A 13,910-nucleotide genomic window follows, 5' to 3' on the forward strand; every position below is an offset into this window, starting at 1 on the left:
GGACGCCGATGCCCGACTGCGCCTCCCCTCTGGTCGACGCGCCCGCCGCCCGGACGGGCGCGGCTCAGGCGGCGGCGTCGAAGGACGCCGCGCAAGGGCGGGCCGCGCGCGGCCCGTTCCGCCCCGACGTCTGGCTGAATGCGCGCCAGCGGTCCGGCGTGCGGCTGGCGGCGCATTATTTCCGGGCGACGGACGTGCTGGCGCTGACGGGGCTGGGCGTCGCCGCCCTGGGCGTGGCGGCGCCGGACGGTTTCCTGTCGCTCAGCCTGGCCGAGGCGGCGCCCACGGCCGCTGGGGCGGCGACCGTTCTCGGCCTGCTGCGAGGATTGGGCCTCTATCGTTTTGGACGCGAGCGTTCCGCCGCCCGCCACATGGCGGCCGTGCTGGGCGTGACCCTGAGCGGCGCCGTGGTCGCGACCGGTCTGGGCCTGTTGCTGGACCGTCAGGCGCCGGATCGGCAGTCCCTGGACGCGGCGATCGCCTGGGCCATCGGGGCGGTCGCCCTGATCGCCGGTCTTCACGCCCTGTGGCTGTCTTTCGTAGCGCGCTGGCGTCGCCAAGGGGCGCTGGCCCCCAACATCGTCATCGTCGGCGCCACGAAACACGCCGAGGCGGTGATCCGCAGCGCGCTGGAGCGGCGCGACCTGAACGTCCTGGGCGTATTCGACGACCGGCTGAGCCGTTCGCCCGACCGCGTGGCCGGCGTTCCCGTGCTGGGCGACGCCGAGGCCCTGCTGAACCACCGGATGACGCCCTATGTCGACCGCATCGTCCTGGCCATCGACGCCCAGGGCGGGTCCCGCGTGCGCGAACTCACCCGCCGGCTGGAGACCCTGCCCAATCCGTTGACCGTGCTGGTCGATTCCGAGACCGGCGACGCGGCGCTGGAGCGTCTGGCCTCGGCCCCGCTGGCGCCGCTGGAGGGGCCTCAGGATCCGGACCGTCGAGCCTTCAACAAGCGGCTGCAGGACCTGCTCATCGGCGCGGCCGCCCTGGTCGCCGCCGCCCCGATCATGGCGCTGACCGCCCTGGCGATCCGGCTGGACAGCCCCGGCCCGATCTTCTTCCGCCAGCGCCGCCACGGCTTCAACCAGGAAGAGATCGTGGTGTGGAAGTTCCGCTCCATGCGCCACGAGGCCGCCGACGCCACGGCCAGCCGCCAGGTCTCGGCCGGCGACGACCGCGTGACCCGCGTGGGCCGGTTCATCCGCGCCACCAGCCTGGACGAGCTGCCCCAGCTGTTCAACGTCATGACGGGCGAGATGTCGCTGGTCGGTCCCCGTCCCCACGCCATCGGCATGAAGACGGGCGAGACCGAGTCGGCCCGCCTGGTCGCCGAATACGCCCACCGTCATCGGATCAAGCCGGGCATGACCGGCTGGGCCGCCGTCAAGGGCTCGCGCGGGCCGCTGCACGATGCGACCGACGTGCGTCGGCGGGTCCAGCTGGACCTGGACTATGTCGAGCGCCAGTCGCTATGGCTGGACCTGCGGATCCTGTTGGTCACCCTGCCGGTCCTGCTGGGCGACCGGGCCGCCGTCCGTTGAGCGAGAAGCGGATGTTCTGGCGCGGGGTCTGGGGATACCTGCCGGCCCAGATCGTGCAGGGCGTGGTCGGTTTCCTGACCATCGTCGTCTTCACGCGCCTGCTCAGCCCCGACGACTTCGGCCACTACGCGCTGGCTTTCTCGGTCACGACCCTGGTGCACACGGCGACCTTCACCTGGCTGGAGGCGTCGATGGCGCGCTTCTGGGCGGCCGAGCGGACGCCTGAGGGCCTGGCCGCGCATTTCGCCAGCCTGTACCGCACCTCCTTCGCCCTGATCGCGGTCTTCATCCCGGTGGCCGCCGTGGCGGTGTGGCTGCTGCCGCTGACGCCGGGACTGAAGCTGGCGGTCGCCTTCGGCCTGGCCGGCGCGCCGGTTCGCAACCTGGCCAAGCTGGCGCAGGAGCGGTATCGCGCGGCCGGTGAGGTTTCCCGCGCCGCCGCCGTCGACATGGGCGTGGCGATACTGGGCTTCCTGGTCGGCGCCGGCTTCGCCCTGGCCGGCGCCGGGGCGGCGTCGCCCCTGGTGGGACTGGCGATCGCGCCGCTGTTCGCCCTGCCCTTCATCCTGCCGGGCGAGGTGCGCCAGTCGAAGGGCGGGACGGTCGATCGCGAAAGGCTGAAGGCCTACGCCGCCTATGGCTATCCGATCGCGGCGTCGCTGACCCTGGCGGTGGTGCTGGCCTCGACCGATCGTTTCCTGCTGGCGGCCTTCATGGACGCGGCGGCGGTCGGCGCCTATCACGCCAGCTATAGCCTGGCGAACCGCACCCTGGACGTCATGTTCATCTGGCTGGGCGCGGCGGGGGCGCCGGCCATGGTCATGGCGCTGGAGCGAGGCGGGCGCGAGGCGCTGCGCCAGACCGCGCTGGAGCAGGGTTCGACGCTGATCCTGATCGGCCTGCCCGCCGCCGTCGGCCTGGCCCTGGTCGCGCGCCCGATGGCGGAGCTGATGATCGGCGAGAACCTGCGCGCTGCGGCCGCCCTCGTCACGCCCTGGATCGCGGCCTCGGCCTTCCTCTCGGGCATGATCGCCTACTACTTCGGCTTCGGCTTCACCCTGGGCAAGAAGACCGCCCTGCTGCTGGTCACCATGGCGATCCCGGCGGTCTCCAACGTGGTGCTGAACCTGATCCTGATTCCCCGCCTCGGCGTCGTGGGCGCGGCCGTCTCGACCGCCGCCAGCTTCGCCATCGGCCTGGTCGCCTGTCTGGTCATCAGCCGGCGCGCCATCGCCCTGCCCATCCCGTGGGAGAGCCTGATCCGCTGCGGCCTGGCCGCCGGCGCCATGGCGCTGGTGGTCGTGCGGTTGCCGCCGCTGGGCGGGTTCGTCGAACTGCTGGTGGACGCCGGCGTCGGCGCCCTGGTCTATGCGGCGGCGGCGCTGACCCTGAACGCGGCGGGCGTCCGCGACGTGCTGAAGCGGCTGATTGCTTCCGGACGGAGTGTCGCGGCATGAGCGCCGATATCCACGACAACCGCGCCTGGGCCGGGGCGACGCCGGCGCTGTCGGTGCTGATCCCCTTTCTGCGCGACGACCCGACGGACCTGCTGGGTCAGCTGGACCGGGAAGCGGTTGCGCTCGGCGGAGCCGTCGAGATCGTGCTGATGGACGACGGCACGAGCGACGCCGCACTGACCGCAAGGCTGAAGCAGACCGTCGACGCCCTGGACCTGCCGGCACGCCTGATCACCCTGTCGATCAACGAAGGCCGCGCGCGGGGCCGCAATCGCCTGACCGTCGCCGGTCGCGGCCGCGCCTATCTGTTCCTCGACAGCGACATGAAGCCGGATGCGCCCGGATTCCTCCAGGCCTGGATCGCCCTGACGGCCCAGCGCGACCCGGCCGTCGCCTTCGGCGGCTTCTCGCTGGACCAGGCGCCGGGCGACGCGCGCTTCGCCGTGCATCGCACCCTGTCCGGCGCCTCGGAATGCCTGCCGGCGTCCGAGCGCGCAAAACAGCCCGAGAAATACGTCTACACCTCCAACCTGCTGGTCCGCCGCGACGTCTTCACCGCCGAGACCTTCGATCCCGGGTTTTCCGGCTGGGGATGGGAGGACGTGGAGTGGGCCATGCGTGTCTCGCGCCGGTTCGAGGTCGTGCACATCGACAACCCGGCCACCCACATGGGCCTGGATACGGTCGAGGATCTGGCGCGCAAGTTCGACCAGGGGGCCGGGAACTTCGCCCGGGTGGTGGCGCTGCATCCGCAGATCGTCGCGGCCTATCCCAGCTACAAGGCGGCCAGGGCGTTGAAGCGCCTGCCTGCGCGGTCGTGGCTGCGCGGTCTGACGCGTCGCGCCGCCGGGTCGTCCGTCCTGCCCGTCAAGGCGCGCGCCTTCGCCCTGCGCCTGTACCGCGCGGCCGTCTATGCGGACGCGGTCTGAGATGGGCGACGTCGCCGTGGTCATCCCGACCCTGCGCCGGCTGGACAGCCTGGAGCGGGCCCTGCGCTCCGTCTTCGCCCAGGCCGAGACGCTGGAGCGGGTCTCGGCTGTCGTCGTCGCCGACAACGATCCGGACGGATCGGCCGGGCCGCTGGTCGCGCGCCTGGCCGCAGAGGCGCCCGCGCCGCTGATCTACGCCCCTGCGCCCCGGCCTGGCGTGGCCACGGCGCGCAACGCCGGCCTGGCGGCGACCCAGGCGCCGCTGATCGCCTTCCTGGACGACGACGAGGCGGCCTCGCCGCGCTGGCTGGCCGCCCTGCTGGAGGCGCAGGTCCAGACCGGCGCCGATGTCGTCTTCGGTCCGATCCGGGGCCGCGTTCCGGAGAACACCGGCTGGACCGCCGACTATCTGGAAGCCTTCTTCGGCCGCGCCGGCCCCGCCGAGACCGGCCCGCTGGAGGAACCCTGGGGCTGCGGCAACTCCCTGATGGTGCGCGCGACCGCCCTGCCCGGCCCGGCGCCGTTCGACGTCTCCGCCGACCAGACGGGGGGCGAGGACGACAAGCTGTTCGCCGCCCTGTCCGCGCGCGGCGGCCGCTACGGCTGGGCCGCCGACGCCTGGGTGGACGAGTTCGCGCCGCCCCACCGCGCCACCCTGCGCTACGCCCTGACCCGCGCCTTCGCCTATGGCCAGGGCCCCAGCCAGACCGCCGCGGCCGCCCGCGACTGCACCGGCGTCGCGCGCTGGATGCTGATCGGCGCGGCGCAGGCGGGCGTATGGGGCCTCGCCTCCCTCATCCTGTTCATCCTGCGCCGGCCGTCGCGGGCCCGCGCCTATGACCGGCTGGCGCGGGGCGTGGGAAAAGTATTTTGGATAAAAGGCTTCGAGCCGAAACTCTATGGAACGGCTCTGCTGAACCCGAGCGCGGCGAGCGGAGCCTAGCCCGCCAGGCGCTTCAGGAAGCCGGGCGCCCTGTAGGTAGAGCGGTTCATCACCACCCCGGCGATGCGGCCGCCGACGGCCTCGATCTCGTCACGCAGGATGACGGGCTCGTTGGCGGCGGTGCTCTCGGCGGCGACCACCAGCACCGTCATGTCGACGAAGGGCGCCAGGATGATCGCCATGTCGTTGCGGTCGGCCGCCGGGGCGTCGATCACGATGGTGTCGGCGTGCGGGCGCAGGGCGTCCCAATAGCGCGGCTCGCCGATCGCCTCGACCCGGTGGCCGGACCGCAGCGCCTCCATGTGGAAGCGCGTCACCCACAGTCGCCCGCCCAGGCAGGGCCTTGCGGTCATCAGACGGGCCGCCGGCACCGGCTTGCCGTCCCGGCCGACGACGCGCGGCGTCACGGCGAAAAAGCACGAACCGTCGGGCGAGGCCTGGGCCGGCTTGCCCAGCTGGCCGAAGCGGTCCGCCTCGGCCGCCACGGCTTCCAGCTGCCCCTGCTGGGTCAGGTCGCCGTCGATCAGCCAGACGGGCTTGCGCGCGCGCACCGCGGCCAGCCGGGCGTATTCGCGGGCCACCGTGGACACCCCCTCGCCCGAAGCGGCCGAGGCGAACTGGATGACGCGCGCGCGATGCGCCGGCGCCGGGCCCAGCGCCGCCCACAGCCCGGCCATTTCAGACGTCAGATCGACCATCGAATCGCCGCGCGCGCTCCCTCGAACCCGCAGCCTAGCATGATGCGGGTCCTAGCGTCCCTTGGTCGGCGCGACCGCCAGCACCGGCATGTCCAGAGTGCGCGACACCGACGCCGGCGTGGTGAAGCCCCGGCGCGTGAACACCCTGAGCAGCCCCACGCACAGGGCCGTGAAGCCCGCGAACAGGAAGACCGCGGCCAGGGCCGGAATCTTCAGGCTCTTGCCGGTCGCGGGCGGCTGCGCGCGCTCGATCACGGTGACGTTGTCGGCCCCGGCGGCGACCAGGGCGTTGTCGGCGCGGCTCTGGCTCTCGCGCTGCTGGAACTCGCGGATGTTGGCGCTCAGGACCTCGCGCGCGCCGGCCAGGGTCGAGTTTTCGGATTCCAGCGCGGTCAGCCGGCTCTGGCGGTCGCGGATGTCCGACAGCTGCCGGTCCAGCACCGCCAGCCGGGCGACAAGGGAATCACGCTCGGCCTGGGTGTTGATCCGCGTGGACTCCAGTTCGGTCCAGATCGGGTTCGGTCCGGTGCGGACCTCCCGCGGTCCGACAGCCGTGCCGGACGCCACATACTGCTGCAGCTGGGCAATGCGCGCCTCGATGTCCTTCACCGGCTGGGCTTCGGCCGTGTAGCGCGACAGAAGCTGCTCGCGCTCGGTGCGCAGCTGCAGCACCTGGTCCTGCGCCGAGATGTTCAAATCCTGCTGCAGCGCGACCTCGGCCGGGGTCTGGTTCTGCTGGGCGACCAGGGTCTGCAGCCGCCGCGCGGCCTGGTTCAGCTGGGCCTGCACCGACAACCGCTCGGCGTAGGTGGTCTGATAGGTGGCCGCCAGCGTCGCCTTCGCGGCGGCGAAGTCGCCGATGTTGTTCGAGGCCAGAAACTGCTCATAGGCCTGGTCCGCCTGGGCCAGATCGCCCTCGAAGGCCCGGCGCTGGCTGGCGATGGCGGGCGTCTTGTCCAGGAAGACCTCGCGGCGATAGGCCAGGTACTGGTCGATCACGGCGTTCAACACCCGCGCCGCCCGTTCGGCGTCATCGGCCTCATAGCTCAACTGGATCACGGCGCTGCCGGGCGCCGTGCCGACGCCAAGGCTGGTCCCCAGCACCTTGCGCGCGGCCGCCTGGGCGCGTTCGGGCGATCCCTTGGGCTGTTCGCCCAGGATCGCCGCGGGGCCCAGCGCCTCGACCACGCGCTGGCGGACCTGGCTGGAGCTCAGGATGCTGGCCTCGGCGTTGGCCACCTCATCGCCCTGCGGCGCCTGGGCCTGGCCGTCGGCGCCCACGCGGGGGCGATAGACGTATTCCTGCCCCACCCCCGCGAACACCGCGCCGGTGGCCGTGTATGTCCGCTTCAGGGTGAAGGCCAGCGCGGCGCCGATGGCGAAGATCACCAGGAACACCACAATCATCAGCAGCAGTTCGCGGAACAGCAGGCCCACGACGTCCAGCACGCCGTAGCGCGGTCTTGCCGTGACATGGGCCGTCGAAGGCATGGCGGGGCCGAATCCATAAACGCTTGTTCAACCCACCCTTCGCCGACCCGCGTTAACCACTGGTTACCCATAAGCGGCGACGCTGCATCGACGCTGTGCATCCCTCGGATCGACCGATTCCCATGACGCCTGATCGCCGCCTGTTCCTGATGGCCCTGGGCTCGACCGCCCTGCCGCTGCTGGCGGCGTGCGGCGGCGGGAACGGCGCGCGGATGCCCCGCCCGGCAGGCGTACAACGCGTTCAGGCTGCGCCCCCGGCGACTTTCCCGGCATTCCCTTCGCCGACTGGACGGACGCCGAGCCGGAATATCTGCTGTATCCCGGCGACGAGATCGAGGTGGCCATGCCCACGGCGGCCGAGCTGACGCGCACCCTGCGCGTGGCGCCGGACGGGCGCATCGCCCTTCCGCTTATCGGAAACGTCATGGCGGCGGATCGCAGCCTGACCGAACTGCAGCAGGGCCTGTCGGCGGCCTACGCCTCGCAGTTGGTGCGGCCGGTGATCGAGGTGACGCTGCGCCAAGCCGGCCCGATCCGCGTCTGGGTCGACGGGGAAGTGCGCACCCCCGGCGTGATCGAGATGGTCGGCGACCTGGACGCCTATCAGGCCGTGGTGCAGGCCGGCGGCCTGACGCCGGGCGCCCAGGCGCGCAGCGTGGCCCTGATCCGACGCGGGCCGGGCGGCAGCCGCATGATGCGGGTCATCGACCTGCGTCCGCGCCAGGCCGAGGTCGTGGCCCTGCGTCGCGGCGACATCCTGTTCGTGCCGCGCTCGACCCTGGGCGAACTGGCGGCCTTCTTCACCCAGGTGCGCAGCGCCTTGCCGGTCGGCTTCAGCTACGCCATCAACGGCAACACCTACGCCTCGTCCTGACGGCGCGGGCCGTCAGGCCACCAGGCGGACGACGCCCCGGTCGATGTAGCGGCGCGCGGCGCGCTGGGCCTCGGCCAGCTCCTCGCGCTCCATCTCCTGGCTCATCTCGCGGCGATAGACGCGCGCCTCGATCGAGCCCTTCATGGCCGCCAGGTTGAAGATCATGTGGGCCGAGACCCGGTCCATCGGGCAGCCGCCCGATCCGGCCGAATACATCATGCCCAGCTTGAACAGGTCGTCGCCCGACATGTCCGGCGTCGGCAGCGGCAGGCCCTGGTCTTGCGCGCCGGCCTGCAGGTCGTGCGCCATTTCTTGCGCGTTCATCACCGTATCTCCCGTCGGGCGCCGTTCTGGGCCCGCCTCTGATACGCGATCAAATACCCACGTTTTGAAGTTAAAGTTAACGTGCGGGGCCGCCGACGATCTTTTCAGTAAAGCAGGCATGAATACTCCCCGACGCCTTCACGCCTTTGAAACCTCTCGGCAATCTTCCGTTCATTCCTTGCGCGCGCGTTGACCGAAAAGCATTCGCCGCGCGGCCTCGGCTTGCGTCCCCGACGCCGCCAGGTTTCGGCGCAGGTCCTCGCCCAGCGCTCGGCCCTTCCGGACCGCCGGCCTGTCGCCCACGCGCGCCACCCAGGCCTTGAGGTTCGGGAACTCCTCCAGGTCCTGGCCCTGCAGCGCGGGCAGGATCCAGGGCCAGGCCGCCATGTCGGCGATGGAGTAGTCGCCGGCCAGATAGTCGCGGTCCGCCAGACGTCGATCCATCACGCCGTAGAGCCGATGCGTCTCGTCCGTATAGCGCCGAACGCCATAGGCGATCTGGCGCTGGTCCAGGATCATGGCGGGGGCGTACTGGCGGAAATGGTGGGTCTGGCCCGCCATCGGCCCCAGGCCCCCCACCTGCCAGAACAGCCATTGGTCGACCTCGGCCTTGGCGCGGGGATCGGCGGGATAGAAGCGTCCCGACTTGGCGCCCAGATACTGCAGGATGGCGCCGGATTCGAAGAGGGAGATCGGCTGCCCGTCCGGCCCGTCCGGATCGACGATGGCGGGCATGCGGCCGTTGGGGCTGATGGCCTGAAATGCGGGCGTGAACTGCTCGCCCGCGCCGATGTTCACCGGCTTCACCTCATAGGCCAGCCCCATCTCCTCCAGGGCGATGGAGACCTTCCAGCCGTTGGGCGTGGGCCAGTACCAGAGTTCGATCGGTAGGGACATGAAGCGAGCCTCGCGTTGACGGAAACCTGCGCCCCACGGTATCGCCGGGCGCGGTTCGCGCAAAGGAGTCGTCCGATTGGGCCAGCTTTCAGACACCGGCCCCGTCGCCATCGGCGCCCTGGGCGGCAGCGGCACGCGGATGATCGCCCAGCTGCTGCGCCAGGCCGGCTATGACCTGGGCTCCGACCTGAACATGCCCAACGACAATCTGTGGGCCGCCCTGCTGATGAACCGGCGCGACCTGGCCGTGGCGACCGAGCCCCAGTTCGCCCGCGTGGCCGGCTTCCTGTTCGACCGTATCCAGGGCCGGCGTCCGTCGCCCGAAGCCGTCGATCTGGCCTGGGCGCTGGCCGCCCGTCCGCACCCCCAGTACTCCGAACCCTGGCTGATGGAGCGCGCGCGGACCTTCATCGAGGGACCCTTCACGGACGCGCCCCCGCCCCTGTGGGGCTGGAAACTGCCGCCCACGCACGTCTTCGCCGACCGCTTCCTGACCCTGCGGCCCGACCTGCGCTACATCCATGTGGTTCGAAACGGTCTCGACATGGCCTTCAGCCGCAACCAGAACCAGCGCGCCTATTGGGGGCCCGTCTTCCTGGCGCGCGAGGTCCAGCCCACGCCGCGCGACGCCCTGGCCTACTGGTGCGCGGTCCAGCGTCGCATGGAGGCGCTGAAAAGCCAGTTCCCGGACCGCATCCTGGCCGTCGACTTCGACCGCTTCTGTCGCGAGCCGCGCCAGGTCTGCGCCGAAATCCTGACCTTCTGCGGCCGGCCCGCCGACACCCGGGTCATCGAGGCGGTGGCCGGCGAGGTCCGCACGCCGGACTCGATGGGCGGCTACCGTCGGCAGGACCTGTCCGATCTGGACACCCGCGACGTCGCCTATGTCGCCGCACAGGGCTATCCGATCGACTGACGCTTTCGTCCCATCCTGACACGATCGTTCAGGACGAGTTCATGCGCCGGGCCCGAAGCTCGCCCCATCAACGGAAGCCGCCCCAGGCTTCAGATCGGAGCAGCAGATGAACCGCCTGACCAAAGCCGCTGTCGTCGCCCTCGCGCTGTCGACCACGGCCGTCCCCATGCTCGCAGAGGCCCAGAGCCGCGACCGGCGCGAATACCGCCAGGATCGCCGCGACGACCGCCGAGACTTCCGCAACGAGCGCCGTGACGACCGACGCGACTGGCGCCAGGGCGACTACCGCAATCGCGGCGACTACCGCCAGGATCGCCGCGACGACCGGCGGGACTATCGCGACGAGCGCCGCGACGACCGCTGGGATCGCGGCAACGCCAACTGGTGGCGCGGCCGTTCCGATTTCCGCGGCTACACCGGCCCGCGTCGGAACTACTGGTACGCGCCGGGTCACGGCTATTATCGGGTCGAGCCGCGCTATTACGGTTATCGCTGGCGGACCGGCGGCTACCTGCCCGCCCAGTACCGCGGCTACTATGTCAGCGATCCCTACTTCTACGGCCTTCGCCCGGCGCCGCGCGGCTATCGCTACGTCCATGCGGGCAGCGACATCCTGTTGGTCGCGGTCGCCACCGGCCTGATCGCCAGCGTCCTGTCCAACGTCTACTGACGCCGTCCGGAAACCGCCTGCAGACCCCGCGAGCCCCACTCGCGGGGTTTTCCGCGCGCGCGGCGCGCCGAACGGCGTTCAGATCGGGTTCATGGACCGGGCGCGACAGTGGACCACAAGCCGCAGGAAGGCGGCATTCGAGGAAGAGAAGCCATGAAACGCCTGCTGATGGCCTTCACCGCCGTCGCCGCCCTGGCCGGACCGCTGTCGGCGCCGGTCCAGGCCCTGGCGCAGGAGCGCGAGGATCGGGCCGAACGCCCGCAACGTCCGTCCATCGAGCGCCGCGCGCCCCGGACCGAAGACCGCTCCCCGCGGCCGTCCCGGGAAACGCGCGGAGAGACGCCCCGTCCGCCGCGCCCGGACAGGCCCGAGCGCCCGGCCCGTCCGAACGTCGGCGGCGACCGGCCGGATCGTCCCAGCCGGCCCGACCGACCCAATGAGGGGTGGAACCGCCCCGATCGACCGGACAGGCCCGGCACGCCCGGCGTCCGGCCCACTCGGCCGGACCGCCCTGATCGCCCCAATCCACCCGACCGACCCGGCGACGGGCCGGCTCGTCCTGGCGGTTCCGAAGGCCGACCGGATCGCCCGGACGGCCCCAATCGCCCGGATCGCCCCAACCGGCCCGACCGACCCAACGAAGGTTGGAACCGCCCCGACCGGCCGGATCGTCCGGGCCAGGGCTGGAACCGTCCGGGCCGTCCCGACCGCCCTGGAGACGGGTGGAACCGACCGGGCCGCGACCGCGATCATGGCGACTTCCATCGCCGCTTCGACCGTGACCAGTGGCGGCGGGATTTCTACCGCAACCATCGCGCCGACTGGTGGCGGAACGACCGACGTTTCCGGGGCTACAGCGGCGTGCGGATCGGCTTCTATTTCGCGCCGGGCTGGGGCTACTACAGCGTCCCGCGCTCCTACTGGGGCCGGACCTGGTCGGTGGGGCAGTATCTGCCCGACACCTTCTGGCGCTATCGCCTGGACGACTGGCGGACCTACGGCCTGGGCTATCCGCCCGAAGGCACGCGCTGGGTGGCGGTCGACAATACGATCTACCTGATCGACGAATACGACGGATACATCATCGAGGTGATCCGCAACGCCTGGAGCTGGTAGCCGCGCAGGACAAGGGGGCCCGGAGAGCAATCTCCGGGCCCCTTTTTCGGCGGCGGCTCAGAGGCCGAGCTTGGCCTTCAGGATGTCGTTGACGGCCGCCGGATTGGCCTTGCCGCCGGTGGCCTTCATGACCTGGCCGACGAACCAGCCGATGGCCTGGGGCTTTTCGGCCACCGCCGCCGCCTTGTCGGGGTTGGCGGCGATGATCTCGTCGACCGCCTTCTCGATGGCGCCGGTGTCGGTCACCTGCTTCAGGCCGTGCTTCTCCACCACCTCGGAGGGCGAGCCTTCGCCGTTCCAGACGTGGTCGAACACCTCCTTGGCGATCTTGGAGGAGATGACGCCTTCCTCGATCAGCTTGACCAGTTCGGCCACGTGCGCGGCCGGCAGCGGGTTCTCGCTGAAGTCCTTGCCGTCGGCGGCCAGGCGCGCCGAGACCTCGTTCGTGACCCAGTTGGACACCAGTTTGGCGTCCCTCCCCTTGGCCGCCGCCTCGAAGTAATCGGCCTTGGCCTGTTCCGAGATCAGCACCACAGCGTCGTACTGCGACAGGCCGTATTCGCTCATCAGCCGCTTGCGCTTCTCGTCGGGCAGCTCCGGCAGCGACGCCTTGATGTCAGCGATCCACGCCTCTTCCAGGTCCAGCGGCAGCAGGTCCGGGTCGGGGAAGTAGCGATAGTCCATCGCCTCTTCCTTGGACCGCATCGAGCGGGTCTCGCCTTTGGTCGGGTCGAACAGGCGCGTCTCCTGCACGACCGCGCCGCCGTCCTCGATGATCTCGATCTGGCGACGCGCCTCGTACTGGATGGCCTGGGAGATGAAGCGGAAGCTGTTGACGTTCTTGATCTCGCAGCGCGTGCCCAGATAGCTGAAGTCGCCCGTTTCCTTGAACTTGTCGTAGTTCCCGGCCCGGCAGACCGACACGTTCACGTCGGCGCGCAGATTGCCCTTCTCCATGTCCCCGTCGCAGGTGCCCAGGTAGATCAGGATGGTCCTGATCTTCTTGACGTAGGCGACCGCCTCTTCCGGGCTGCGCAGGTCCGGCTTGGAGACGATCTCCATCAGGGCCGTGCCCGCTCGGTTCAGGTCGACATAGCTTTCGGTCGGCGACAGGTCGTGGATCAGCTTGCCCGCGTCCTGCTCCAGGTGCAGCCGCTCGATGCCGACGTTGAAGAAGCTGCCATCCTCGGCCTCCACCTCGACCACGCCTTCGCCGACGATCGGATAGAACAGCTGGCTGATCTGATAGCCGGTCGGCAGGTCGGGATAGAAATAGTTCTTGCGGTCGAACTGGCTGCGCCTGTTGATCTTGGCGCGCAGGCCCAGGCCCGTCTTCACCGCCTGTTCGACGCAGTGCCTGTTCAGCGTCGGCAGCATGCCGGGAAAGCCCGCGTCCACCAGCGACACCTGCTCGTTCGGCCCGGCGCCGAAGCCGACGGCGGCCCCGGAGAACAGCTTGGCCCTGGAGGCCACCTGGGCGTGGATCTCCAGCCCCATGACGATTTCCCACGGGCCGGTCCGGCCCTGGATCAACTTGGTGTTCGCGGTATCGGTCATGCGCCCGTCCTAGCGCTCCGCCGGGCGCGGAGAAAGAGGCTGTCTTGAGGATGTCGCGAAACCGCGCTCATCTTCGTCTTCCCAATGGAGATTCCCATGACCAAGACCGTCTTCGCCGCCGCCGCCGCTACCCTGCTGCTTGCCGGGGCCGCCTCCGCCCAGACCGCCCCCGCCCCCGCTGAAGACCATTCGGCCCACGCCGGCCATGCGCCCGCCGCGGCGCGGCCCACCATCGAAAGCTCCATCGAAGCCCTGGTCGCCGACCCGGCGACCAAGACGGTGATGGACAAGCACCTGCCGGGCCTGGCCGATCATCCCGCCTATGGCCAGTTCAAGGGCATGACCCTGCGCCAGGTCGCCCCCTTCTCGCAGGGTCACATCACCGACGCCGTGATCGCCGCCATCGACGCCGACCTGAAGGCCCTGCCCGCGGCCTGAGGCCGAACAGCCTGAAACAGGAAGGGCGGCCGGATGCGCTCCGGCCGCCCTTT

At 70.5% G+C, this 13,910-nt stretch carries 14 protein-coding genes; 9 read left to right on the top strand and 5 right to left on the bottom strand.

Annotation, left to right across the window (positions count from 1 at the left end):
- Positions 1 to 8 precede the first annotated feature (8 nt).
- The 4 genes from MU852_RS01945 to MU852_RS01960 are packed head-to-tail and all read left to right on the top strand — an operon-like array spanning position 9 to position 4,876.
- A complete protein-coding gene (locus MU852_RS01945) occupies positions 9 to 1,547 on the top strand; it encodes an exopolysaccharide biosynthesis polyprenyl glycosylphosphotransferase (RefSeq protein ID WP_249750793.1) in 1,539 nt (512 codons plus the stop codon).
- 11 nt (positions 1,548 to 1,558) lie between these two features.
- Positions 1,559 to 3,004 carry a lipopolysaccharide biosynthesis protein gene (locus tag MU852_RS01950; protein WP_249751831.1) on the top strand — a complete coding sequence of 482 codons (1,446 nt, stop codon included), beginning with the start codon at positions 1,559 to 1,561 and terminating at the stop codon, positions 3,002 to 3,004.
- A complete protein-coding gene (locus tag MU852_RS01955; RefSeq protein WP_249750794.1) occupies positions 3,001 to 3,933 on the top strand; it encodes a glycosyltransferase family 2 protein in 933 nt (310 codons plus the stop codon). The genes MU852_RS01950 and MU852_RS01955 overlap by 4 nt, the downstream gene beginning before the upstream one ends.
- 1 nt (position 3,934) lies before the next feature.
- Positions 3,935 to 4,876 carry a glycosyltransferase gene (locus tag MU852_RS01960; RefSeq protein WP_249750795.1) on the top strand — a complete coding sequence of 314 codons (942 nt, stop codon included), beginning with the start codon at positions 3,935 to 3,937 and terminating at the stop codon, positions 4,874 to 4,876.
- Here MU852_RS01960 and MU852_RS01965 read toward each other — a convergent pair.
- Positions 4,873 to 5,574, bottom strand: coding sequence for a P-loop NTPase family protein (locus tag MU852_RS01965; protein ID WP_249750796.1), 702 nt, complete (start codon positions 5,572 to 5,574; stop codon positions 4,873 to 4,875). The genes MU852_RS01960 and MU852_RS01965 overlap by 4 nt on opposite strands.
- A 51-nt stretch (positions 5,575 to 5,625) precedes the next feature.
- Positions 5,626 to 7,065 carry a GumC family protein gene (locus MU852_RS01970; RefSeq protein ID WP_249750797.1) on the bottom strand — a complete coding sequence of 480 codons (1,440 nt, stop codon included), beginning with the start codon at positions 7,063 to 7,065 and terminating at the stop codon, positions 5,626 to 5,628.
- 187 nt (positions 7,066 to 7,252) lie between these two features.
- On the opposite strand from MU852_RS01970, the gene MU852_RS01975 reads away from it, so the two are divergent.
- On the top strand, positions 7,253 to 7,939 hold the full coding sequence (locus MU852_RS01975; RefSeq protein WP_249750798.1) for a polysaccharide biosynthesis/export family protein: 687 nt from the start codon (positions 7,253 to 7,255) through the stop codon (positions 7,937 to 7,939).
- 12 nt (positions 7,940 to 7,951) lie between these two features.
- Here the strand turns inward: MU852_RS01975 and MU852_RS01980 are convergent, their stop codons facing one another.
- Together MU852_RS01980 and MU852_RS01985 are read right to left on the bottom strand one after the other, a co-directional pair.
- Positions 7,952 to 8,263, bottom strand: coding sequence for a sel1 repeat family protein (locus MU852_RS01980; protein ID WP_249750799.1), 312 nt, complete (start codon positions 8,261 to 8,263; stop codon positions 7,952 to 7,954).
- Positions 8,264 to 8,434: 171 nt separating this feature from the next.
- Positions 8,435 to 9,160 (bottom strand): glutathione S-transferase family protein, encoded by a 726-nt coding sequence (locus tag MU852_RS01985; RefSeq protein WP_249750800.1) that lies wholly within the window; start codon positions 9,158 to 9,160, stop codon positions 8,435 to 8,437.
- Positions 9,161 to 9,236: 76 nt separating this feature from the next.
- Between MU852_RS01985 and MU852_RS01990 the strand changes: the two genes are divergently transcribed.
- The 3 genes from MU852_RS01990 to MU852_RS17175 all read left to right on the top strand — a co-directional run bounded on the left by MU852_RS01990 (position 9,237) and on the right by MU852_RS17175 (position 11,862).
- Positions 9,237 to 10,076, top strand: coding sequence for a sulfotransferase family protein (locus MU852_RS01990; protein WP_249750801.1), 840 nt, complete (start codon positions 9,237 to 9,239; stop codon positions 10,074 to 10,076).
- A 106-nt stretch (positions 10,077 to 10,182) separates the two neighbouring features.
- Positions 10,183 to 10,746, top strand: coding sequence for an RcnB family protein (locus tag MU852_RS01995; protein WP_249750802.1), 564 nt, complete (start codon positions 10,183 to 10,185; stop codon positions 10,744 to 10,746).
- Between the two features lie 153 nt (positions 10,747 to 10,899).
- Complete coding sequence (locus tag MU852_RS17175; protein WP_283843737.1) at positions 10,900 to 11,862, top strand: RcnB family protein; 963 nt, start codon at positions 10,900 to 10,902, stop codon at positions 11,860 to 11,862.
- Positions 11,863 to 11,919: 57 nt separating this feature from the next.
- Here the strand turns inward: MU852_RS17175 and gatB are convergent, their stop codons facing one another.
- Positions 11,920 to 13,419, bottom strand: coding sequence for an Asp-tRNA(Asn)/Glu-tRNA(Gln) amidotransferase subunit GatB (gene gatB, locus MU852_RS02005; RefSeq protein ID WP_249750803.1), 1,500 nt, complete (start codon positions 13,417 to 13,419; stop codon positions 11,920 to 11,922).
- 96 nt (positions 13,420 to 13,515) lie between these two features.
- Here gatB and MU852_RS02010 point away from each other — a divergent pair, with 96 nt between their 5' ends.
- Complete coding sequence (locus MU852_RS02010) at positions 13,516 to 13,857, top strand: hypothetical protein (RefSeq protein WP_249750804.1); 342 nt, start codon at positions 13,516 to 13,518, stop codon at positions 13,855 to 13,857.
- Positions 13,858 to 13,910: the final 53 nt, after the last annotated feature.

Origin of the sequence: Brevundimonas albigilva, assembly GCF_023503965.1 — a bacterium.
GTDB classification, from domain to species: Bacteria; Pseudomonadota; Alphaproteobacteria; order Caulobacterales; family Caulobacteraceae; genus Brevundimonas; species Brevundimonas albigilva.